The following is an 18,855-nucleotide window of genomic DNA, read 5'->3' as shown; positions in this document are numbered from 1 at the left end:
TCGTCGTCCTGTGCCACACCCGCGCGCCCGCGAAAGCGTCTCTCGAAAATGCGAAGGGCGGCTCCAATGGAGCCGCCCTTGCCTGAAGTCGTGATCCAGGTGGATCAGAACTCGAAGTTCACCTCGACGGTGGTGCCTTCCTGGTACTCGGGATCGCCGATCTCGTCCTCGGAGTCGTTGTCGTCGTCCTTCGCGTAGGAGACGAGCAGCGAAGCGCCTTCGGCCAGTTCGTAGGTGGTGGCGACGTAGTAGTCGTCGCCGTGGTCGGTCAGACCGGCGTAGGCCATCAGGCCCATGCCGAAGTCGAAGCCGGCCTCGACGGCGAAGTCGGTGTCGCCCTGGACGTCTTCGTAGGCGGTGGTCACGGTCAGAGCGCCCGAGACGTAGTCAACGGCGACGCCGTAGCTGTCCTGGCCTTCGGACTCGGAGACGTAGAAGCCGCCGACGGTGACCGGGCCGATCGGGTAGGCGGCCTCGATGCCGGTCGAGTCTTCTTCGGTCGACAGGTTGCGGGCGTAGGCCACGTCGACGTCAGCGCCGGCGAAAGCGGTGCCGACCGAGATGCCGAAGATTTCGTCGCCGTTGAAGTCGCCGCTGGCTTCTTCGATGAAGTCACGCTCTTCGGCCTGGTAGGCGGTCGAGAACTGGAACGCACCGAATTCGCCGGCCGCGCCGAACGAGTACTGGTCCAGCGTGTCGTCGTCGCCCTCGATGTTGCCATCGGTGGTGTCGTCGACGAGCGCCGACATCGACAGGTCGAGGCCGTAGGCGGTCACATCACCACGCAGCACGGTCTCGCCATCGGTCTCGGAGAAGCCGTCCTGAGCCATTTCCGACACGCCGTCCCAGCGCAGGTCAGCAGCCTGGTCGGTGTCGCCGAAGTAGAGGCCGGCGGTCTCGGAGGTCAGCGACAGCACGAAGCCGTCAGCGAAGAGCGGCTCGTCGGACAGCTCGTTGTCGACGAGGTCGGTGGTGACGGTGGCAGCGGCGACCAGGCCGTTGTCGAGCTCTTGGGTCAGCGTGATGCCGAGCTCGGCGTCCCAGTAGAAGCCCTTGTCGTCGTCAGCTTCGCTGACGGCGTCGGTGTCGTTGTAGCCCAGAGCGGCTTCGCCCGAGAAGGTGACTTCAGCGGCGGCGGCGCCGGCAAAGGCCACGATCGAGGCCGAGGCGAGCAGGATGCGTTTCATGAATTTCCCTCGTGTTTGCATTCCCGAGAATGCCAGTCCAGCCAGCATTGGCGTTTTCATTGCGCGGAGGGGCGTTCACACTCAAGGAGTTTGGCCCCAAGTCGAGGCCCCGCCAGAAAATTGATGCATCGGGGTCACACAGATGGCAGGGGAACCCCGGACCCCTGCAGGAGATGCCCATGTCGCTCGACACGATCCGCCGCCGCATCGCCGAAACCGCTCGTGAAGCGGGACGCGACCCGGCCGATGTCACCCTCGTCGCCGTCTCCAAGATGCAGCCTGAGTCGCACGTTCTACCGGTGCTTGAGGCCGGTCAGCGGGTCTTCGGCGAGAACCGGGTGCAGGAGGCGCAGAAACGCTGGGGCGCATTGGCACCGCGTTTCCCGGGCGTCGAGATCCATATCATCGGGCCGTTGCAGACCAACAAGGCGCGCGCAGCCATGGAGATTGCCACCGCCATCCATTCGCTCGACCGGCCCAAGCTGGCGGAGACGCTAGCGCGGCTGGCGCAGGAGCGCGGTGCCTGTCCGGACCTCTTTGTGCAGGTCAACACCGGCGAGGAGCCGCAGAAGGCCGGGGTGCTGCCGGCCGAGGCGGATGGTTTCGTGGCGCGGTGCCGCGATCTCGACCTGCCGGTGGTCGGGCTGATGTGCATTCCGCCCGCCGAGGAAGATCCGGCGCCGCATTTCGACATGCTGCGCGAGATGGCCGCGCGCAACGGGTTGGGGGGGCTGTCGATGGGAATGAGCGGCGATTTCGAGGCCGCCATCGCGCGCGGCGCCACCCATGTGCGGGTGGGCTCCGCGATCTTCGGCGCGCGCGACTAGAGCGGCGTCAGGCGGGGGCGGCGATCGGGGGGCGGCGCTCGCGGATCGGCAGATGCACGATTGCCGAGAGCGCGCCGACGCCGACGCCGACCCACCAGACCGCCTCGTAATTGCCGTAGATGTCGTACATCCGGCCGCCCAACCAAACGCCCATGAAGCTGCCGAGCTGGTGGCTGAAGAACACGATGCCGTAGAGCGTGCCCATGTAGCGCAGCCCGTAGAGATGGGCGACCAGCCCGCTCGTCAGCGGCACGGTGGCGAGCCACAGGCTGCCCATCACGCCCGAGAAGATCAGCACAGTCGCGGGCGTCATCGGCGTCAGGATGAACCACGCCGCCGTCAACGTCCGGCCGGTATAGATTCCGGCCAGCAGGTATTTCCGGCTGTAGCGCTTGCCGGCCCAGCCCGCCGCGATCGTGCCGGCGATGTTGGCAAGCCCGATCAGCGAGATCGCCACCGCGCCCAGGCCTGCGGTCGTCGTGATGCCCAGCGAGGCCAGCACGCCACCTGCAGCGATCGGCGCGCAGATCTCGGTCACGAAGGCCGGGAAATGCGCGGTGATGAAGGCGAGCTGGTAGCCGCAGGAGAAAAAGCCCAGAAAAATCAGGGCGTAGGAGGGGTCGCGCACGGCGCGCCCCAGCACCCGAGCCATGCTTTCCTGCAGCTCGGCGGTGGAGGCGGGTGCCGGAGAGCGCATCATCGGCAAGGTCAGCAGCGTCGCGAGGATCAGCCCGGCGAAGACGATGAACACCGACTGCCAGCTCATGTAGCCCAGCAGGATCTCGGCCATCGGCGCGCCAAAGACCTGTCCCGCCGAACCCGCCGCCGTCGCCACCGCCAGCGCCATCGAGCGATTGTCGTCCGAGGCGGCGCGGCCCACCACGGCGAGGATCACCCCAAAGCCGGTGCCGGCGATGCCGAATCCCACGAGGATCTCCAGCAGCTGGTGCTGGATCGGCAGGGTCGCACCGGCCGACAGGATCAGCCCCGTCGCATAGGCCAGCGCCCCCAGCACGATCGCCTTTCGGTCGCCGACCTTCTCGGCCATCGCCGCGAAAAGCGGCTGGCCGATGCCCCAGGCGAGGTTCTGAATCGCGATGGCGAGGCTGAACTCGGCGCGCGGCCAGCCGAACTCCTCGGCGATGGGAATCTGGAACACGCCAAAGCTCGCACGGATGGCGAAGCCCGCCATCACGATGAGGCAACCGGCGATCAGGACGGGGGTGAAGAGGGGCTGGCGGGTCATGCGCGATCTAGGCCGCCGCTGCGCGTTGCTGTCAATCCATGCCGTGCGCATGTAGCGGCCGGTTGGCTCGATATTCAAAGGGGCCCGTTCCCGTCAGAGAGCGGGCGCCGCGTCCCACAGGTAGAGCAGGTCGATAATCCTTGCCTCTCCGATCCGTTCGGGGCGGCGCTCGGCCAGACGCGCGCCCGTTGTCTCGTAGAATCGGCAGGCACGGTCGTTCCCGCCCAGCACCATCGCCGAGAGCGGGCCGGGGGCGGGACCGAGGGCCGCGGCGAAGAGCGCGCGTCCGAGTCCGCACCCCTGCGCCGCGCGGGTGAGGTAGAGGGCGTAAAGCTCCTCCTTGAAGCCGCGCGCCGCCAGCGCCGCCTCGCGCTGCGGGCCCAGCTGGGCAAACCCCGTACCGGGCGCGATCACGATGCGGCTGGTCCCTCGGGCGATCTGCTGCCCCCATTGGCGCAGACGCATGTTGCGGTCGAAGCGGGCGATTTCCTCGGCGGGCACGAGGCCGGGATAGGTTTCGGCCCAGCAGGTCACGTGCAGATCGGCCAGTTTGGGTACGTCGTCGGGCAGGGCAGGTCGAATTTCCATGGCCCGACCCTGCGGATCGTGCCGTGGCTTTGCAATGCGCGAGGCTGCGGCTATGTCGCCTCACCATGAGCATCGAAGAAGCCTATCGTGCGCGCATCGAGCAGGGCGCGCTGAAACCGGATCCGGCGCAGGAGGCGGTGCTGCCCGCGCTCGACCGTGTGGCGCGCGATCTCGCGCGGCAACCCGAGCCGCAGCGCGGCGGCTGGTTCCGCAAGCCGAAAGCGCCCGAGCCGGTGAAGGGCCTCTACCTCTGGGGCGGGGTGGGGCGCGGCAAGTCGATGCTGATGGATCTGCTGTTCGACGAGATCGACCTGCCCAAGGCGCGCTGGCATTTCCACGCCTTCATGCAGCGGGTGCATGCCGACATGAACAAGGCCCGCGCGCGCGGGGTCGACGACGCCATTGCTCCGGTGGCCGAGGGGCTGGCAGGCGAGCTGCGCTTCCTCGCCTTCGACGAGATGCAGATCACCGACATCACCGACGCGATGATCGTGGGGCGGCTGTTCGAGAAGCTGTTCGAGCAGGGCGTCACCATCGTCACCACTTCGAACCGGGTGCCTGACGATCTCTACAAGGACGGGCTGAACCGGCAGCTCTTTTTGCCGTTCATCGAGACGCTGAAGGCGCGGATGGAAGTGCTGGAGCTGGCAAGCGCGACCGATCACCGTCAGGGGCGGCTCAAGGGATCGGAAAGCTGGATCATGCCCAATGATTCGGGCGCGCGCGCCAAGCTCGACGCGATCTGGGCGGACCTCACCGGCGGGGCGGGGGGGGAGCCGCTGGTCCTGCGCGTCTCGGGGCGTGACGTGACGGTGCCGGAATACCGCAACGGAATCGCCCGCGCCGGTTTCCACGAGCTGTGCGGCCGCCCGCTGGGGGCGGCAGACTACCTCGCGCTGGCCGGGGCGGTGAAGATTCTGATGATCGACGGCATCCCGCGCCTGTCGCGTTCCAACTTCAACGAGGCGCGACGCTTCGTGACGCTGATCGACGCGCTCTACGAGGCCAAGACCCGGCTCGTCGCCTCCGCCTCCGCCGCGCCGGCCTATCTCTATGTCGAGGGCGAGGGCAGCTTCGAGTTCGAGCGGACGGCGAGTCGTCTCGAGGAGATGCAGGCCGAGGGCTGGGGACGAAGCTGAGCGGGAAACAGGCGCTTGGCCCGAAATAAAAGGGGGGCCGTTTCCCCGGACCCCCCTTTGGACTGTCGCCTGCCCACCTACCGAAGTCGCGGTCTTGCTGCCGCCTTGGTCGTGTCGTCCCCCTGTTGCCAAGCATTCCGCTAGGGGCCCCTCCGGTCAACCACGGCGCGAAGTTTCGTGACGTCATAAACCGACGGTTACGAGGTCGCTTTCGCCCCTCGGGCGATGCGCAGGTACCTGCGAGCCTTGTCAGGCAGGCGCTGGCGGCGTGCGGAGGGGGTGCCTCCCGGACAGCATCGGCGCGCCGTCGCAAGCGGGTGTGACGGGCGTGGTTCCGGCGTAGAGCGGCGTCTCCCAGGGAATCGTCGATTCGGTGACGAATCGGCCATCTACGCAGACATCCTGCCCACCATTGCCAGCGTTGAAGCCGAATCCCGGCGCGCCGCAGTCATCGACCGCCCCGCCGGCGTTCCAGGCCTGGAACACGCCGATGCCGGTCATCGGGAATCGCATGGCGATCGGATCGAAGCTCAGCAGCCACGAGGTGTCCGGGCCGAGCGCCTCGAGACTCCAGTGGCCGAGCCGCTCGCCATGCCGCCAGCCGGTGATCTCGAAGGCGGTGATGTCGTCCTGCGTCACCAGCGCGGCGTCGCGCAGCGCATCGGGAAAGCGCATCAGCCCAGTCATGCTGTAGCCCGCCGCGCCGCGCCAGCAGAACTGCAGCTCGACCGCCTGCGCCGGAGCGGCTGCCAGCGCCGCGAAGAGCGCCGGCCAGAGTCTCATCCGTTTTCGCGCAGAACGTGGCCCGCGAGGTAGAGCGAGCCGCAGATCAGGATGCGGGGCCGGGTGCCGTCGCGGGTGATCGCTTCCACGGCCGCCGCGACGTCGGAAGCCTCCTCCACCGCTGTGAAACCAGCGGAGCGTGCCGCCCGCGCGGTCTCGGCGGCCGGAATGGTGTTCGCCTCTCCGGGGATCGAGACGGCGCTCAGGCTTTGCGCCACGCCTGCAAGCGGCCGCAGGTAGCCCGCGATATCCTTGGTGTTGAGCATGCCGCAGATCAGGTGCACGGGCCGGTCCGGCATCGCCGCCAAGGTCCGGGCCAAAGCTTCGCCCGCCGCCGGGTTGTGCCCGCCATCGAGCCAGAGCTCGGCCTCACCCGCCAGATCGACCAACGGGCCATGCCGCAGCCTCTGCATCCGGGCCGGCCATTCGGCGCGCGTCAGCGCGGCCTCCGCCGCCGCGTCGTCCCGGCCCAACGCGCGGAGCGCGGCGATCGCGGTGCCGGCGTTGACGATCTGGTGAGGTCCCATCAGCCGCGGCAGCGGCAGGTCCAGCAGGCCGCGCTCGTCCTGATAGATCAGCCGCCCGGCCTCGGTGGTGACGTGCCAGTGCTGGCCATGCGCCATCAGCGGCACGCCGAGCCGCGCGGCGCGCGCCTCGATCACCTCGAGCGCCGCCTCGTGCTGAGGGGCGACCACGCAGGGCACCCCACGCTTGAGGATGCCGGCCTTCTCGCCCGCGATCTCCGGCAGCGTCTCGCCCAGATATTGCTGGTGGTCTAGGTCGATCGGCGTGATCACCGTGAGCGCCGGGCGCTCGACCACGTTGGTGGCGTCGAGACGGCCGCCGAGGCCGGTCTCCAGCAAGGTCCACTCGGCCGGCGTCTCGGCAAAGGCCAACAGCGCCGCTGCGGTGGTGATCTCGAAATAGGTGATCGGGTCGGGGCCGTTGGCGGCATGGGTCCGGTCGAGCAGCGCGGTCAGCGCCTCTTCGGAAATCAGCGTGCCCGCCAGCCGGATGCGCTCGTGGAAACGCGCCAGATGCGGCGAGGTATAGGCGTGGACCCTGTCGCCCGAAGCCTCGAGCCCGGCCCGGATCATCGCCTGGGTCGAGCCCTTGCCGTTGGTGCCCGCGAGATGGATGACCGATGGCAGCCGCCGCTCCGGGTGATCCAGCGCCGCGAGAAGCCGCCACACCCGGTCGAGGGTCAAATCAATGACCTTGGGGTGCAGCGTCATCATCCGCGCGAGGATCGCGTCGGAGCCGGCCCCGGCGCTCATTTCTTGGGCGTCTCCGCCTTGGGCGCGGCAGGGGCGGGCTGGGCGGCCGGGGTCTCGGCCTTCTCACCCTTGGTGGCCACGGCCTCCTTGGCCGCCGCCGGCTCCGGCGTCGCGGGGGCGGGCAGGTCGCCCATCACCGCGGGCTCCATCCCCATCAGCATGCGGGTGATGCCGATCAGCTCGTCGCGCAGCTTGCCGCGCGGCGTCACGCGGTCGAGCATGCCGTGGTCGAGCAGGTACTCCGCACGCTGGAATCCCTCGGGAAGCTTTTCGCGGATCGTCTGCTCGATCACCCGTGGACCGGCGAAGCAGATCAGCGCGTTCGGCTCGGCGATCTGCACGTCACCCAGCATCGCGTAGGAGGCGGTGACGCCGCCCGTGGTGGGATGGGTCAGCACCACGATATAGGGCAGGCCGGCCTCTTTCAGCATCTCGACCGCGACCGTCGTCCGCGGCATCTGCATCAGCGACAGGATCCCCTCCTGCATCCGCGCGCCACCGGCGGCGGAGAACAGCACCAGCGGGCACTTCAGCTTCACCGCTCGCTCGGCCGCCGCGATGATCGCGTTGCCGACATACATGCCCATGGAGCCGGCCATGAAGGAGAAGTCCTGCCCGGCGGCGACGATCTTGGTGCGACCGATCTCGCCCTCGGCTACCAGCATCGCCTCCTTCTCGGAGGTCTTGCGGCGGGCTTCCTTGATCCGGTCGACGTATTTCTTCTGGTCGCGGAAGTTGAGCGGATCGGCGATCGGCTCGGGCACCTTGACCTCGGAGAACACGCCGCCGTCGAACAGCGCCTTGAAACGCTCGCGCGGGGTGATCGCCATGTGGTGCCCGCAATTGGTGCAGACGTTGAGATTGTCGGCCAACTCGCGGTGGAACAGCATCGTCCCGCATTCGTCGCACTTGGTCCACAGGTTCTCGGGCACCTCGCGGCGCGAGAAGATCGAGTTGATCCGCGGACGGACGTAGTTGGAAATCCAGTTCATCTTGCTGCTCCGGGCGCGTCGGGTCGGTGTCGGGGATACGCCCCGGCGCGGCGGATTGCAATTCGGACCGAGGGGCCGGCTGTCTCCACCTTGGGCGCGAATGGCGCAGGCCTAGGTCGCGAGCCGCCTTGCCGTCGGGAGAGGGGGCGACTATCCCTTGCCCCCAGCCAACTCCGGGAAGGGACAGCCCCATGCAGAACGCCCGTTTCGACAAGACGAAACTGCCCAGCCGCCACGTGACCGAAGGGCCCGAGCGCGCGCCGCACCGGAGCTACTTCTATGCCATGGGCATCTCCGAGGAGGAGATCCACCAGCCTTGGGTCGGCGTCGCCACCTGCTGGAACGAGGCCGCCCCCTGCAACATCGCCCTCAACCGACAGGCGCAGTCGGTGAAGATGGGCGTGAAGAAGGCCGGCGGCACGCCGCGCGAATTCACCACCATTACCGTCACCGACGGCATCGCCATGGGCCATGAGGGCATGCGCTCCTCGCTCGCCTCGCGCGACGCGATCGCCGACACGGTCGAGCTGACCATGCGCGGCCATTGCTACGACGCGCTGGTGGGCCTCGCGGGCTGCGACAAGTCGCTGCCGGGCATGATGATGGCGATGGTCCGCCTGAACGTGCCGTCGGTGTTCATCTATGGCGGGTCGATCCTGCCGGGCAAGCTCAACGGCAAGGACGTCGTGGTCCAGGACGTGTTCGAGGCCGTGGGTCAGCACGCGGCCGGCAACATGACCGACGCCGAACTGGCGATCCTCGAGCGCGTGGCCTGTCCCTCGGCTGGCGCCTGTGGCGGCCAGTACACCGCCAACACCATGGCCTGCGTCTCGGAGGCGATCGGCCTCGCGCTGCTCAACTCCTCTGGTGCGCCGGCGCCCTATGAGAGCCGCGACCAGTATGGCGATTTCTCCGGCCAGGCGGTGATGCATCTGATCGAGAAGAACATCCGCGCGCGCGACATCGTCACCCAACAGAGCCTCGAGAACGCGGCGCGGGTCGTTGCCTGCACCGGCGGTTCGACCAATGCCGGCCTGCACCTGCCGGCCATCGCGCATGAGGCCGGGATCGATTTCGACTTGCTCGATATCTGCGACATCTTCCGCGACACGCCCTATTTCGTGAACCTGCGTCCGGGCGGCGAATACGTTGCCAAGGACCTGCACGAGGCTGGCGGCGTGCCGGTGGTGATGAAGGAACTGCGCAAGGCCAAGCTTCTCCACGAGGACTGCATCACCGCTTCGGGCCGCTCGCTGGGCGAAGAGCTCGACCGGATCGACCGCGAGGCGGACGGCCGTGTGATCCACACCGTGGCGAAGCCGATCACGCCCACCGGCGGCGTGGTGGGCCTCAAGGGCAACCTCGCCCCCGACGGCGCGATCGTGAAGGTCGCGGGCATGGCCGCTGAGGACCAGGTCTTCACCGGCCCGGCGCGCGTCTTTGAATGTGAAGAGGAGGCCTTCGAGGCGGTGCGCAAGCGCGAATACGCCGAGGGCGACGTGATCGTCATCCGCAACGAAGGCCCCGCAGGCGGCCCCGGCATGCGCGAGATGCTCTCGACCACCGCCGCACTCTCGGGGCAGGGCATGGGCAAGAAGGTCGCGCTGATCACCGACGGCCGCTTCTCGGGCGCGACGCGCGGCTTCTGTGTGGGCCATGTCGGCCCCGAAGCTGCGCATGGCGGGCCGATCGCGCTCCTGAAGACCGGCGACATGATCACCATCGACGCCATCAAGGGCGAGATCTCGGTCGACCTGTCGGATGCCGAGCTGGCCGAGCGCAAGGGCGCGTGGAAAGGCCCGCGCACCAACGACTACACCGCCGGCGCGCTGTGGAAATACGCGCAGCTTGTGGGCTCGGCCCGCAAGGGCGCAGTGACCCATCCCGGTGCCGAGGGCGAAAGCCACGTCTACATGGACCAGTGACGGGGCAGGGCGGATGCGTCTGATCGGGCGCCGCCGCCCGACCCCAGAGGCTGCGGCGTCGAGCCTCTCGACGCCGCGCCTGCCCGGCGCCGACCGGGCCTGGCGTCCGGCTCCTTGGGTCGATGGTGGCCTGCCCGCCTCGCCCGGCAATGGCGCCGATCTCGCCGAGGGCGTGCGGCTGTTCCATGACGCCGCCTCCGGCGCGGTCACGCTGTCCTCCGGCCCCGCTCACGCGGAACGGCCGCATCCGCTGGAGCTGCGTCAAGAGGGCTTCGATGGCGGGTTTCTGAGCCTCGCCATCGCCTTGCCGCAGCCCTTCATCGAGGGGCTGGACCGGCACCACCTGCTCGGGATCGATGTCGATTTCGGTGCGGCCGGCCTGCCGCGCGCCTTTGCCCGGCTCAACCTGCGACAGGGGCCGAATCTCGAGAAGATGCTGCGCGGCCTGCCCGAGACCGGGCCCACCGGCACCGAGTTCGACCTCTGGGCACTCGAAACCGATCCCGGCCGCGTCGAGGCGGGATGGATCGACCTGATCTTCGAGGCGCCGCTGCCCTCGGTGATCGCGATCAATGACCTCGTGATCGCCCGGAGGTTCCGGGCGCAGTTCTGACGTGGCGCGGTCGCTCCAGGCTGACGTCGCGTCGGGGGTGACGTGCGCGTCAAGTCTGGACAATCTGGCCGCCGAGAAGGAGGCCCGAATGTCCCGATACCCGCAGCTTCTGTCGCCGATCACGCTCGGCCCCGTGACCCTGCCCAATCGGGTCCTGATGGGCTCGATGCATACCGGGCTGGAGGAGACCGGCGATTGGGACCGGGTCGCCGCCTTTTATGCCGCACGCGCCCGCGGCGGGGCGGGGATGATCGTGACGGGGGGCATGGCGCCGAACCGCGAAGGCGGGGTCTATCCCGGCGCGGCAGGGCTGTTCACCGAGGATGACATCGCCAATCACGCCCGCGTCACGCGCGCGGTGCATGCCGAAGGCGGGCGCATCGCGATGCAGATTCTGCATGCTGGACGCTACGCCTATTCCAAGCACTGCGTCGCGCCGTCGACGATCCGCGCGCCGATCAGCGCCTTCACTCCTACCGCGCTCGACGAGGAGGGCATCGAGAAGCAGATTGCTGATATCGCCACCGCCGCCGCGCGGTCCGTGGAGGCAGGTTATGATGGCGTTGAGGTGATGGGGTCGGAGGGGTATTTCCTCAACCAGTTCCTCGCGCCGCGCACCAATCGCCGCGAGGATCGCTGGGGCGGCAGCCTGGAGAACCGGATGCGCCTGCCGGTCGAGGTGGTGCGCCGCGTCCGTGCCGCGCTGGGCCCCGAACGGCTGTTGATCTACCGCATTTCGCTCATCGATCTGGTGCCCGAGGGGCAGGACTGGTCCGAGGTCGTGGCGCTCGCACGGGCGGTGACCGAGGCCGGGGCCGACGTGCTCAACACCGGGATCGGCTGGCACGAGGCGCGGGTGCCGACCATCGTGACCTCGGTACCACGCGCCGCCTTCGCGGACCTGACCGCGCGGTTGCGCCCCGAGGTATCGGTGCCGGTGATCGCCTCGAACCGGATCAATACCCCCGAGATGGGCGAGCGCATCCTCGCTTCGGGGCAGGCCGACATGATCTCCATGGCGCGGCCCTTCCTCGCCGACCCGGATTTCGTGGCCAAGGCGGCGCGGGGGGAGGCGGCGCGGATCGCGCCCTGCATCGCCTGCAACCAGGCCTGCCTCGACCACACCTTCTCGGGCAAGCTGACGAGCTGCCTCGTCAACCCGCGCGCCTGCCACGAAACCGAATTGGTGCTGGCCCCGACGGAGAGCCCGCGCCGCGTCGCGGTGGTTGGCGCCGGTCCCGCCGGCCTCGCCACGGCGCTGGCGGCGGCGGAGCGTGGCCACGCGGTGACCTTGTTCGAGGCATCGGAGCGGATCGGCGGCCAGCTTCACTACGCCGCCGCGATTCCGGGCAAGGAGGAGTTTCGCGGCCTGCTCGACTGGTTCGAGGCCGAGGTTGCGGCCAGCGCGGTCGAGCTGCGGCTGGGGCAGGCGCCCGAGGCGGAGGATCTCGCGGGCTTCGACGCGGTGGTGATCGCCACCGGCGTCCGGCCGCGCGATCCCGGCATCCCGGGGCAGGAGGGGCCGAACGTGATCTCCTATGCCGATCTGCTCTCGGGCCGTGCCCAGGCAGGTCCGCGCGTCGCGGTGGTCGGGGCGGGCGGCATCGGCTTCGACGTGGCCGAGTATCTCGTGACCGGCGACAGCAGCACGCTGGACACCGCTGCCTGGCGCGCCGAATGGGGCGTCACCACGCCGTGGGAAGCGCGCGGCGGGCTGGCCCCCGACGGGCCGCGCCCCGAGCCTGCGATCCGTCGGATCACGCTGTTGCAGCGCAAGGCCGAGAAGCTGGGTAAGCGGCTCGGTAAGACGACCGGCTGGGTGCACCGGGCCGGGCTGCAGATGCGCGCGGTCGAGATGCTCGGCGGGGTGACCTATGACCGGATCGATGCGCAGGGGCTGCACGTCACGACGCCCGAGGGGCCGCGGCTGATCGAGGCCGATACCGTCGTGCTCTGCGCCGGACAGGAAAGCGTGCGCGGCCCGGCCGACGCGCTGGCCGCGCGCGGGGTGGAGACGCATGTGATCGGCGGCGCCGAGGTCGCGGCCGAGCTTGATGCAAAGCGCGCGATCGATCAGGGCACGCGTTTGGCGGCGCGGCTCTAGCTGTTTCCGCAGGCGCATCGGTCCGTGGCAAACCGCTTTATTGTCAGGCGCCTGACCCAATCATGCCCGAATCCGGCGTCACACAGAAGCTCGGATCAATGATGAGCGTGGAGGGCGGGCATGGACCGGCTGACAGAGATGGAAGCCTTTGCCACGGTGGTGGACCAAGGCGGGTTCACCGACGCGGCCCGCAAGATGGGGATCTCCAAATCCGCCGTGTCCAAGCACGTGTCCTCGCTCGAGGCGCGGTTGGGGGCGCGGCTGCTCAACCGCACCACCCGGCGCGTCAGCCCGACGGAGATCGGCCTGGCCTATTACGATCGGGCGCGGCGCGTGCTCAACGATGCGGGCGAGGCCGACGCGCTCGTCACCTCGATGCAATCGGCCCCTTCGGGGCTGCTCCGGATCTCGGTCGCCACGGATTTCGGCGTCAATCATCTGAGCCCGGTGCTCGGTGATTTCCTGCAGGAATTCCCCGACATCACCGTCAACATGGTGCTCAACAACCGCTTCGTGGAGCTGATCTCCGAAGGTTTCGACATGGCGGTGCGGATCGGCGAGCTGGAGGACAGCACGCTGCGCGCCCGCAAGTTGACCGAAACCACCAAGAAGATGATCGCGGCGCCGGGCTACTTCCAGAAATACGGCCGGCCCCAGCGGATCGACGATCTCAACGAGCACAAGCTGCTGCACTACTCCAACGCCGCCAACGGCGCGGTGTGGAAGCTGACTGCGCCCTCGGGCGAAAAGCGGCAGGTCCGCACCGCCGGCTGGCTCACCGTCAATGACGGGCAGTCGCTGCTCAACGCCTGTATCGGCGGGCTGGGCATCGCCTACCTGCCGTCCTTCCTCTATGCCGACGCGCTCAGGAAAGGGCTGGTGGAGGAGGCGATCCCGAACCTCCCGGCCGAGACGCAGGGCATCTACGCGGTCTATCCGCCGGGCCGCTTCACCCAGCCCAAGGTGCGCGCCTTCATCGATTTCCTGGTTCAGGCCTTCGCCGAGAAGGGCCCGGATCACTGGTAGCCGCGAAAGCGGCGCCTGCCCGCCGCTTTCGACACTCGCGGCCCCCTTCGGGGGGCCGTCTTTTCTCATCCGTGGCCGATCGCCTCGGCCCCCTGGCAGGCATGCGCCGCGCATTCCATCTCGAGCGTGACATGGCCGATGCCGAAGCGCTCGCTCAGCGAGCGCTTGATCCGCGACTTGATCGCGTCGGCCTCGGACCAGCGCCCCTCATGCACCGCGACATGGGCGTCGAGCGCGGGTTCGTTCTCCTGCATCTGCCACAGATGAACGTGATGGACCGAGGCGACGCCCTCGACCTCGCGCAGATGGCCGAGCACGGCGCGGGTATCGAGATCCGGCGGCGCACCGAGCATCAGGATCCGGATCACCCCGCCGATCTGCGCCAACGACATCCACAGGATGTAGCCGGCGATGCCGAGCGTCACCACCGGGTCCACCCATGCCCAGCCGAAGACCAGCACCGCGACGCCCGCGACGATCACCGCGACCGAGCCCAGCGCATCGGCGAGATTGTGCAGGAAGGCCGCCCGGATGTTCACGCTGTCCTTCGACATCGAATAGGTCAGCGCCGCCGTCACGAGATCGACGACCAGCGCCAGCCCCGCGATCCAGACCATGATCCAGCCCGCCACCGGCTCGGGCGCAAAAAGCCGCGCGATCGCCTCGTAGCCGAGATAGAGCCCGATCAGGATCAGCGTGGTGTAATTGACCAGCGCCGCCACCACCTCGGCCCGGCCATAGCCGAAGGTCATTTCCGCATCCGCCGGCCGGCGCGCGATCTTGCGGGCGGCGAAGGCGATGATGAGCGACATCGCGTCGGACAGGTTGTGCAGCGCGTCCGCGATCAGCGCGAGGCTGCCAGAGACGAGGCCTCCGACGATCTGTGCCAGCGTCAGCGCGAGATTGACCGCGATCGCCCCCGCGACCCGGCGGTCGCCCGATTCCAGATCGACATGATGATGGCCATGCCCGTGGCCGTGACCGTGCCCGTGATGATGCAATGCCATGACGTCTCCGTTCAGCCTCTTGCGCGACGGTAATGATAAGAGGTGATCTCCGCGAATCCGAGTTGTTCGTAGAGCGCGCGCGCCGGGGTGTTGGCCTGCGTCACCGCCAGCGCGAGCATGTGCGCCCCTGCCTCTCGCGCCCAGCCCGCCGCCATCCCCATCAGCGCCCGGCCGGTCCCACGCCGCCGCGCTTGCGGTGCCACCTCGAGCGCGTGCAGCATTGCCGTGCCGGCATGTACCGCCACGAAGGCGCAGCCATCCGCGAGGCGCAGCACCGCCTTGGGAGAGGGCGCGCGTTCCATCACCGCCAGCCGTTCGGGGCCGATCCCGCCTGACGCCCAGAGCGCCCGCTGCGCGGGGTCGGGCGGCCAGCTTGTCGCGTGCAAGCAGCTTGCCAGCATCGCGAGCGGCGCGGCGAGGATCAGCGTCGGGTCCATCACCTCGTAGCCGCGTGCCGCCAGCTCCGCGTCCAGCGCCTCCTCGCCTCGGCGCAGCATGAACAGCGGTGCCCGGCCTTCCGCGCGCATCGCGGTTTCGGCGGCGGTGATGTCGCCCGGGCACCACGGCGCCTCGAACGTCGCCGCCGAGACCCGGCTGCCACCGCCGGCCCCGTCGCGCAGCCGGGCCGGACCGAGGTCGCGGGTTGCAGCTGCGGGCCATGTGGCGGCGAGCGCCGCATAGGCGGCGCCGGGCGTCATGCCGGAAATTGCGCGGAAAGCTCCACCAGCGCGGCTTCGACCTCCGCGCCGTCGGCGCCGCGCACCACGATGTTGGTGCCGGACACGCCGTTCTCGGTGAAGGGATAGGAGCCGATGGCGAGGCCGGGATGCGCGGCCGCCAGCGCGGAAAGCGCCTCGGCCACGTCGCCTTCGCCGCGCTCGATCCGCAGGCTCTGCGACAGGACCGGCTTGCCGCCGGGGATGCGCGGCAGGAGCCCCGCCAGCATTGCCTCGAAGATCCGCGGCACGCCGGCCATGACATGCACGTTCTCGAGGCTGAAGCCCGGCGCGGCGCTGACCGGGTTGTCGATCAGCGTGGCGCCTTCGGGGATTCGCGCCATCCGCAGCCGCGCGGCGTTCAGCTCGACCCCGCGCGCCTCGTAATGCGCGGCGAGGATGGCGCGCGCGTCGTCACGCACCCCCGCCTCGAGACCGAAGGCGGCGGCGACGGCAGGGGCGGTGATGTCGTCATGGGTCGGCCCGATCCCGCCCGAGGTGAACAGGTGGTCATGCGCGGTCGAAAGCGCCCGCACCGCCCCGACGATGGCGTCGTGATCGTCGGCCACCACCCGCGCCTCGCGCAGGTCGATGCCGCGCAGCGTCAACTCCTTGGCAAGGTGGTTCAGGTTGCTGTCGCGGGTGCGGCCGGAGAGGATCTCGTCCCCGATGACGAGCATGGCGGCGGTGGGGTTGGTCATGCGGCACTCCTTGGCTGGCTCAAGGTATAGGGCGCGGCGGGGCCCATTTCCACGCAGGCGGGTGGATTCCGCGGTCGATAGGCCCTATTTCATGGGCGACAGAGCAAAGGGGACGACATTGGACGAGACCGTAGCCGACGAACGCAAGGGCCGCCTCACGCGTGACGGCATCCGAATCCACGATCTCGCGGATTTCGCGGGGATGAACCGTGCCGGCCGGCTGGCCGCGACGATCCTCGACGATATCGCCGAGCACGTGGTGCCGGGCCAGCGGACCTCGGAGATCGACCGCCTCATCACCGACCTGATCGAGCAGGCCGGAGCCAAGAGCGCGACGATCGGCTACAAGGGCTACCAGCACGCCAGCTGCATCTCGGTCAACCACGTGGTGTGCCACGGCATTCCCGGCGACAAGAAGCTCAAGGACGGCGACATCCTCAATGTCGACGTCACCGTCATCGTCGATGGCTGGTACGGCGATACCAGCCGGATGTACGTGGCCGGCAAGCTCGGCCGCAAGGCGGAGCGGTTGATCCAGGTCACCCATGACGCGCTGATGCGCGGCATCGACGCGGCGAAGCCGGGCAACACCTTCGGCGACATCGGCCACGCGATCCAGAGCTATGTCGAAGAGAATCGCATGTCGGTGGTGCGCGACTTCTGCGGCCACGGGCTGGGCCGGGTGTTCCACGCGCCGCCCAACGTGCTGCATTACGGCCGCCCCGGCACCGGGCCGGTGCTGGAGGAGGGGATGTTCTTCACCATCGAGCCGATGGTGAATCTGGGCCGCCCCGAGACCAAGGTGCTGGGCGACGACTGGACCGCCGTGACCCGCGACAAGTCGCTCTCGGCGCAGTTCGAGCATTCGATCGGCATTACCGCGCAGGGCAACGAGATCTTCACCCTGTCGCCCGCCGACCGGTTTCATCCCACCTGGGATATCTGAGACCGCTCCAGCAGCGTGACATGGGTGTCGCCGTAGCGACGCGTGTCGAGGGGGTCGAACCCCTCGGGCGCGGGCTGCGGCGCGCTCTCTTCCCAGACGATCAGCGCGCCCGGCGCGATCCATCCCTGCGCCAGCGCCGAAGCCAGCGCCCGTTCGCCCAGACCCTTGCCATAGGGCGGGTCGAGAAAGACGAGGCTGGCGGGCTCCGTCGCGGCGGGCAGGCGGGTTGCGTCGCATTTCAGATGCGTCACCCGGTCGGCCACGCGCATCTTCGCGATGTTCTCGCGGATCAGCCGACCGGCCACCCGCCCGTCATCGACCGCCGTGACCCGCGCCGCGCCGCGCGACAGCGCCTCGAGCCCGAGCGCGCCGGTGCCCGCGAAGAGGTCGAGCACATGTGCCCCTTCGATCGGGTCGCCGTAGCGGCCGCCCATCAGCGCGCTGAACAGGCTCTCGCGCACCCGGTCGGCGGTCGGGCGCAGATGCGCGCCCGCGTCGCCCTTGCCCAGGGCCGCGAGCGCGATCCCGCGATGGCTGCCGGCGATGATCCTCATTTCAGCAACGACTTGAGTTCGGTGGCGGGATCGGTCGCATGCGCGGGATCGGGCGATTTGCCCCCCTCGATCAGGCGCTTGCCGACCATGTAGGCGCGGCTGTCGTTCATCGCGTCCACGGCGATGAGCTTGTCGCCCCGATAATACCAGTGCGACGCCTGCGCGTGCGTCTCGCCGGGGCGGACATGCACCGCGTCCCAGCCGGCGTTCAGCCCGGCGATCTGCAGCTTCACGTCGTACTGGTCGGACCAGAACCACGGGCGGGGCCGATACTCGACCCCGCGTCCGATGATGTTGAGCGCCGCCGTCTCGGCCATGTCGATGGCGTTGCCGACGCTCTCCAGCCGGATCCGCATGTCGCCCCACAACAGCGAGGCGCAGTCGCCGGCGGCCCAGACGTTCTCGTCCGAGGTCCGGCAGTGGATGTCGCAGCGGATGCCGTTCTCGATGGCGAGGCCCGCGGGCTCGGCCAGCGCCGTGCCCGGCGCCACGCCGACGCCGACGATGGCGAAGTCGCAGGCGATCTCGGTGCCGTCCGACAGCCGGGCCCCGGTCACGCGGTCCTCGCCCAGCAGCCGGTCGAGGCCGCAGCCCTCGCAGATCTCGACCCCGTGGCTGGCATGCAGGTCGCGGAAATAGGCAGCCGTTTCCGGCGCGGCGACCCGCGCCAGGATGCGCGCGGCCTGTTCGATCACCGTGACCTTCAGCCCGCGCTTGGCAGCCACTGCCGCGGCCTCGAGGCCGATATAGCCGCCACCGACCACGAGCAGCCGGCGTCCTTCCACCAGCTCAGGCGCCAGCGCGTCGGCATCGGCGAGATCGCGCATCGTGTAGACCCCGGCGAGATCGCCTCCGACCTCGGCGGGCAGGCGGCGCGGATGGGCGCCGGTGCACAGTGCCAGCCGGTCGTAGCCGAGCGTCTCGCCATCCGAGAGCGTCACCTCGTGCGCAGCGAGATCGAGACCGGTGGCCGTGGCGCCGAGCCGCAGGTCGATGCCGTGCTCGCCATACCAAGCCTGCGGCCGCAGGAAGAGCCGCTCCTTGTCCATCTGCCCCAGCAGATAGGCCTTGGAGAGGGGCGGGCGCTGGTAGGGAGGCGCGGTTTCGGCGCCGACCAGGGTGATCCGCCCGTCGAAACCTTCGGCGCGCAGCTTGCCCACGAGGGAGGAGCCCGCCTGGCCGGCTCCGATCACGACGACATGGGACATGGGCGCGCTCCTTCTT

18 protein-coding genes are annotated in these 18,855 nt (G+C 69.0%); 7 read left to right on the top strand and 11 right to left on the bottom strand.

Annotated elements, in window-relative coordinates; genetic code table 11:
- Positions 1-104: 104 nt before the first annotated feature.
- Positions 105-1,187 carry a porin gene (locus T8T21_RS10430; RefSeq protein WP_322335544.1) on the bottom strand — a complete coding sequence of 361 codons (1,083 nt, stop codon included), beginning with the start codon at positions 1,185-1,187 and terminating at the stop codon, positions 105-107.
- A gap of 179 nt (positions 1,188-1,366) precedes the next feature.
- Between T8T21_RS10430 and T8T21_RS10425 the strand changes: the two genes are divergently transcribed.
- Positions 1,367-2,014, top strand: coding sequence for a YggS family pyridoxal phosphate-dependent enzyme (locus T8T21_RS10425; protein WP_322335543.1), 648 nt, complete (start codon positions 1,367-1,369; stop codon positions 2,012-2,014).
- 7 nt (positions 2,015-2,021) lie between these two features.
- On the opposite strand, the gene T8T21_RS10420 is transcribed toward T8T21_RS10425, so the two are convergent.
- Positions 2,022-3,260, bottom strand: coding sequence for an MFS transporter (locus T8T21_RS10420; protein WP_322335542.1), 1,239 nt, complete (start codon positions 3,258-3,260; stop codon positions 2,022-2,024).
- A 93-nt stretch (positions 3,261-3,353) separates the two neighbouring features.
- Complete coding sequence (locus T8T21_RS10415) at positions 3,354-3,848, bottom strand: GNAT family N-acetyltransferase (protein ID WP_322335541.1); 495 nt, start codon at positions 3,846-3,848, stop codon at positions 3,354-3,356.
- A 65-nt stretch (positions 3,849-3,913) separates the two neighbouring features.
- Here T8T21_RS10415 and zapE point away from each other — a divergent pair, with 65 nt between their 5' ends.
- Positions 3,914-4,987, top strand: coding sequence for a cell division protein ZapE (zapE, locus tag T8T21_RS10410; RefSeq protein ID WP_322335540.1), 1,074 nt, complete (start codon positions 3,914-3,916; stop codon positions 4,985-4,987).
- Between the two features lie 249 nt (positions 4,988-5,236).
- Here zapE and T8T21_RS10405 read toward each other — a convergent pair whose 3' ends face one another.
- The 3 genes from T8T21_RS10405 to accD are packed head-to-tail and all read right to left on the bottom strand — an operon-like array spanning position 5,237 to position 8,039.
- Entirely contained in the window at positions 5,237-5,770 is a 534-nt protein-coding gene (locus T8T21_RS10405) for a hypothetical protein (protein WP_322335539.1), read from the bottom strand.
- On the bottom strand, positions 5,767-7,047 hold the full coding sequence (locus tag T8T21_RS10400; protein ID WP_322335538.1) for a bifunctional folylpolyglutamate synthase/dihydrofolate synthase: 1,281 nt from the start codon (positions 7,045-7,047) through the stop codon (positions 5,767-5,769). The genes T8T21_RS10405 and T8T21_RS10400 overlap by 4 nt, the downstream gene beginning before the upstream one ends.
- On the bottom strand, positions 7,044-8,039 hold the full coding sequence (gene accD / locus T8T21_RS10395) for an acetyl-CoA carboxylase, carboxyltransferase subunit beta (RefSeq protein WP_183470536.1): 996 nt from the start codon (positions 8,037-8,039) through the stop codon (positions 7,044-7,046). The genes T8T21_RS10400 and accD overlap by 4 nt, the downstream gene beginning before the upstream one ends.
- A 191-nt stretch (positions 8,040-8,230) precedes the next feature.
- Here accD and ilvD point away from each other — a divergent pair, with 191 nt between their 5' ends.
- The 4 genes from ilvD to T8T21_RS10375 all read left to right on the top strand — a co-directional run bounded on the left by ilvD (position 8,231) and on the right by T8T21_RS10375 (position 13,707).
- Complete coding sequence (gene ilvD / locus T8T21_RS10390) at positions 8,231-9,964, top strand: dihydroxy-acid dehydratase (protein ID WP_322335537.1); 1,734 nt, start codon at positions 8,231-8,233, stop codon at positions 9,962-9,964.
- Between the two features lie 13 nt (positions 9,965-9,977).
- Positions 9,978-10,577 (top strand): DUF6478 family protein, encoded by a 600-nt coding sequence (locus tag T8T21_RS10385; RefSeq protein WP_322335536.1) that lies wholly within the window; start codon positions 9,978-9,980, stop codon positions 10,575-10,577.
- Between the two features lie 88 nt (positions 10,578-10,665).
- Positions 10,666-12,681: an NADPH-dependent 2,4-dienoyl-CoA reductase gene (locus T8T21_RS10380; RefSeq protein ID WP_322335535.1), complete on the top strand. Its 2,016-nt coding sequence runs from the start codon at positions 10,666-10,668 to the stop codon at positions 12,679-12,681.
- 120 nt (positions 12,682-12,801) lie between these two features.
- Entirely contained in the window at positions 12,802-13,707 is a 906-nt protein-coding gene (locus T8T21_RS10375; protein ID WP_183470544.1) for a LysR family transcriptional regulator, read from the top strand.
- 65 nt (positions 13,708-13,772) lie between these two features.
- On the opposite strand, the gene T8T21_RS10370 is transcribed toward T8T21_RS10375, so the two are convergent.
- Genes T8T21_RS10370 through T8T21_RS10360 form a run of 3 tightly spaced genes read right to left on the bottom strand, consistent with a single transcriptional unit; the run spans position 13,773 to position 16,131 of the window.
- A complete protein-coding gene (locus T8T21_RS10370; RefSeq protein ID WP_322335534.1) occupies positions 13,773-14,714 on the bottom strand; it encodes a cation diffusion facilitator family transporter in 942 nt (313 codons plus the stop codon).
- Between the two features lie 11 nt (positions 14,715-14,725).
- Positions 14,726-15,412 (bottom strand): GNAT family N-acetyltransferase, encoded by a 687-nt coding sequence (locus T8T21_RS10365; RefSeq protein ID WP_322335533.1) that lies wholly within the window; start codon positions 15,410-15,412, stop codon positions 14,726-14,728.
- Positions 15,409-16,131, bottom strand: a complete 723-nt coding sequence (locus T8T21_RS10360; protein ID WP_322335532.1) for a competence/damage-inducible protein A — start codon at positions 16,129-16,131, stop codon at positions 15,409-15,411. Before T8T21_RS10360 ends, T8T21_RS10365 begins: the two co-directional genes overlap by 4 nt.
- 91 nt (positions 16,132-16,222) lie before the next feature.
- Here T8T21_RS10360 and map point away from each other — a divergent pair, with 91 nt between their 5' ends.
- Positions 16,223-17,077 carry a type I methionyl aminopeptidase gene (map, locus tag T8T21_RS10355; protein WP_183470552.1) on the top strand — a complete coding sequence of 285 codons (855 nt, stop codon included), beginning with the start codon at positions 16,223-16,225 and terminating at the stop codon, positions 17,075-17,077.
- Here map and rsmD read toward each other — a convergent pair.
- Complete coding sequence (gene rsmD / locus T8T21_RS10350) at positions 17,056-17,631, bottom strand: 16S rRNA (guanine(966)-N(2))-methyltransferase RsmD (RefSeq protein WP_322335531.1); 576 nt, start codon at positions 17,629-17,631, stop codon at positions 17,056-17,058. The two genes, map and rsmD, sit on opposite strands and share 22 nt — an antisense overlap.
- On the bottom strand, positions 17,628-18,839 hold the full coding sequence (locus tag T8T21_RS10345; protein WP_322335530.1) for an NAD(P)/FAD-dependent oxidoreductase: 1,212 nt from the start codon (positions 18,837-18,839) through the stop codon (positions 17,628-17,630). Before T8T21_RS10345 ends, rsmD begins: the two co-directional genes overlap by 4 nt.
- Between the last annotated feature and the right edge of the window lie 16 nt (positions 18,840-18,855).

The organism is Limimaricola variabilis (assembly GCF_034371605.1).
Taxonomy (GTDB): Bacteria; Pseudomonadota; Alphaproteobacteria; order Rhodobacterales; family Rhodobacteraceae; genus Limimaricola; species Limimaricola variabilis.
Note: the sequence above shows the minus strand (reverse complement) of the source record. Positions and strands in the feature narration are given on the sequence as shown.

Coding starts and splice junctions, on each gene's coding strand:
- T8T21_RS10430 (WP_322335544.1), bottom strand. CDS start 1,187: ATGAAACGCATCCTGCTCGCCTCGGCCTCGATCGTGGCCTTTGCCGGC.
- T8T21_RS10425 (WP_322335543.1), top strand. CDS start 1,367: ATGTCGCTCGACACGATCCGCCGCCGCATCGCCGAAACCGCTCGTGAA.
- T8T21_RS10420 (WP_322335542.1), bottom strand. CDS start 3,260: ATGACCCGCCAGCCCCTCTTCACCCCCGTCCTGATCGCCGGTTGCCTC.
- T8T21_RS10415 (WP_322335541.1), bottom strand. CDS start 3,848: ATGGAAATTCGACCTGCCCTGCCCGACGACGTACCCAAACTGGCCGAT.
- zapE (WP_322335540.1), top strand. CDS start 3,914: ATGAGCATCGAAGAAGCCTATCGTGCGCGCATCGAGCAGGGCGCGCTG.
- T8T21_RS10405 (WP_322335539.1), bottom strand. CDS start 5,770: ATGAGACTCTGGCCGGCGCTCTTCGCGGCGCTGGCAGCCGCTCCGGCG.
- T8T21_RS10400 (WP_322335538.1), bottom strand. CDS start 7,047: ATGAGCGCCGGGGCCGGCTCCGACGCGATCCTCGCGCGGATGATGACG.
- accD (WP_183470536.1), bottom strand. CDS start 8,039: ATGAACTGGATTTCCAACTACGTCCGTCCGCGGATCAACTCGATCTTC.
- ilvD (WP_322335537.1), top strand. CDS start 8,231: ATGCAGAACGCCCGTTTCGACAAGACGAAACTGCCCAGCCGCCACGTG.
- T8T21_RS10385 (WP_322335536.1), top strand. CDS start 9,978: ATGCGTCTGATCGGGCGCCGCCGCCCGACCCCAGAGGCTGCGGCGTCG.
- T8T21_RS10380 (WP_322335535.1), top strand. CDS start 10,666: ATGTCCCGATACCCGCAGCTTCTGTCGCCGATCACGCTCGGCCCCGTG.
- T8T21_RS10375 (WP_183470544.1), top strand. CDS start 12,802: ATGGACCGGCTGACAGAGATGGAAGCCTTTGCCACGGTGGTGGACCAA.
- T8T21_RS10370 (WP_322335534.1), bottom strand. CDS start 14,714: ATGGCATTGCATCATCACGGGCACGGTCACGGCCACGGGCATGGCCAT.
- T8T21_RS10365 (WP_322335533.1), bottom strand. CDS start 15,412: ATGACGCCCGGCGCCGCCTATGCGGCGCTCGCCGCCACATGGCCCGCA.
- T8T21_RS10360 (WP_322335532.1), bottom strand. CDS start 16,131: ATGACCAACCCCACCGCCGCCATGCTCGTCATCGGGGACGAGATCCTC.
- map (WP_183470552.1), top strand. CDS start 16,223: ATGGGCGACAGAGCAAAGGGGACGACATTGGACGAGACCGTAGCCGAC.
- rsmD (WP_322335531.1), bottom strand. CDS start 17,631: ATGAGGATCATCGCCGGCAGCCATCGCGGGATCGCGCTCGCGGCCCTG.
- T8T21_RS10345 (WP_322335530.1), bottom strand. CDS start 18,839: ATGTCCCATGTCGTCGTGATCGGAGCCGGCCAGGCGGGCTCCTCCCTC.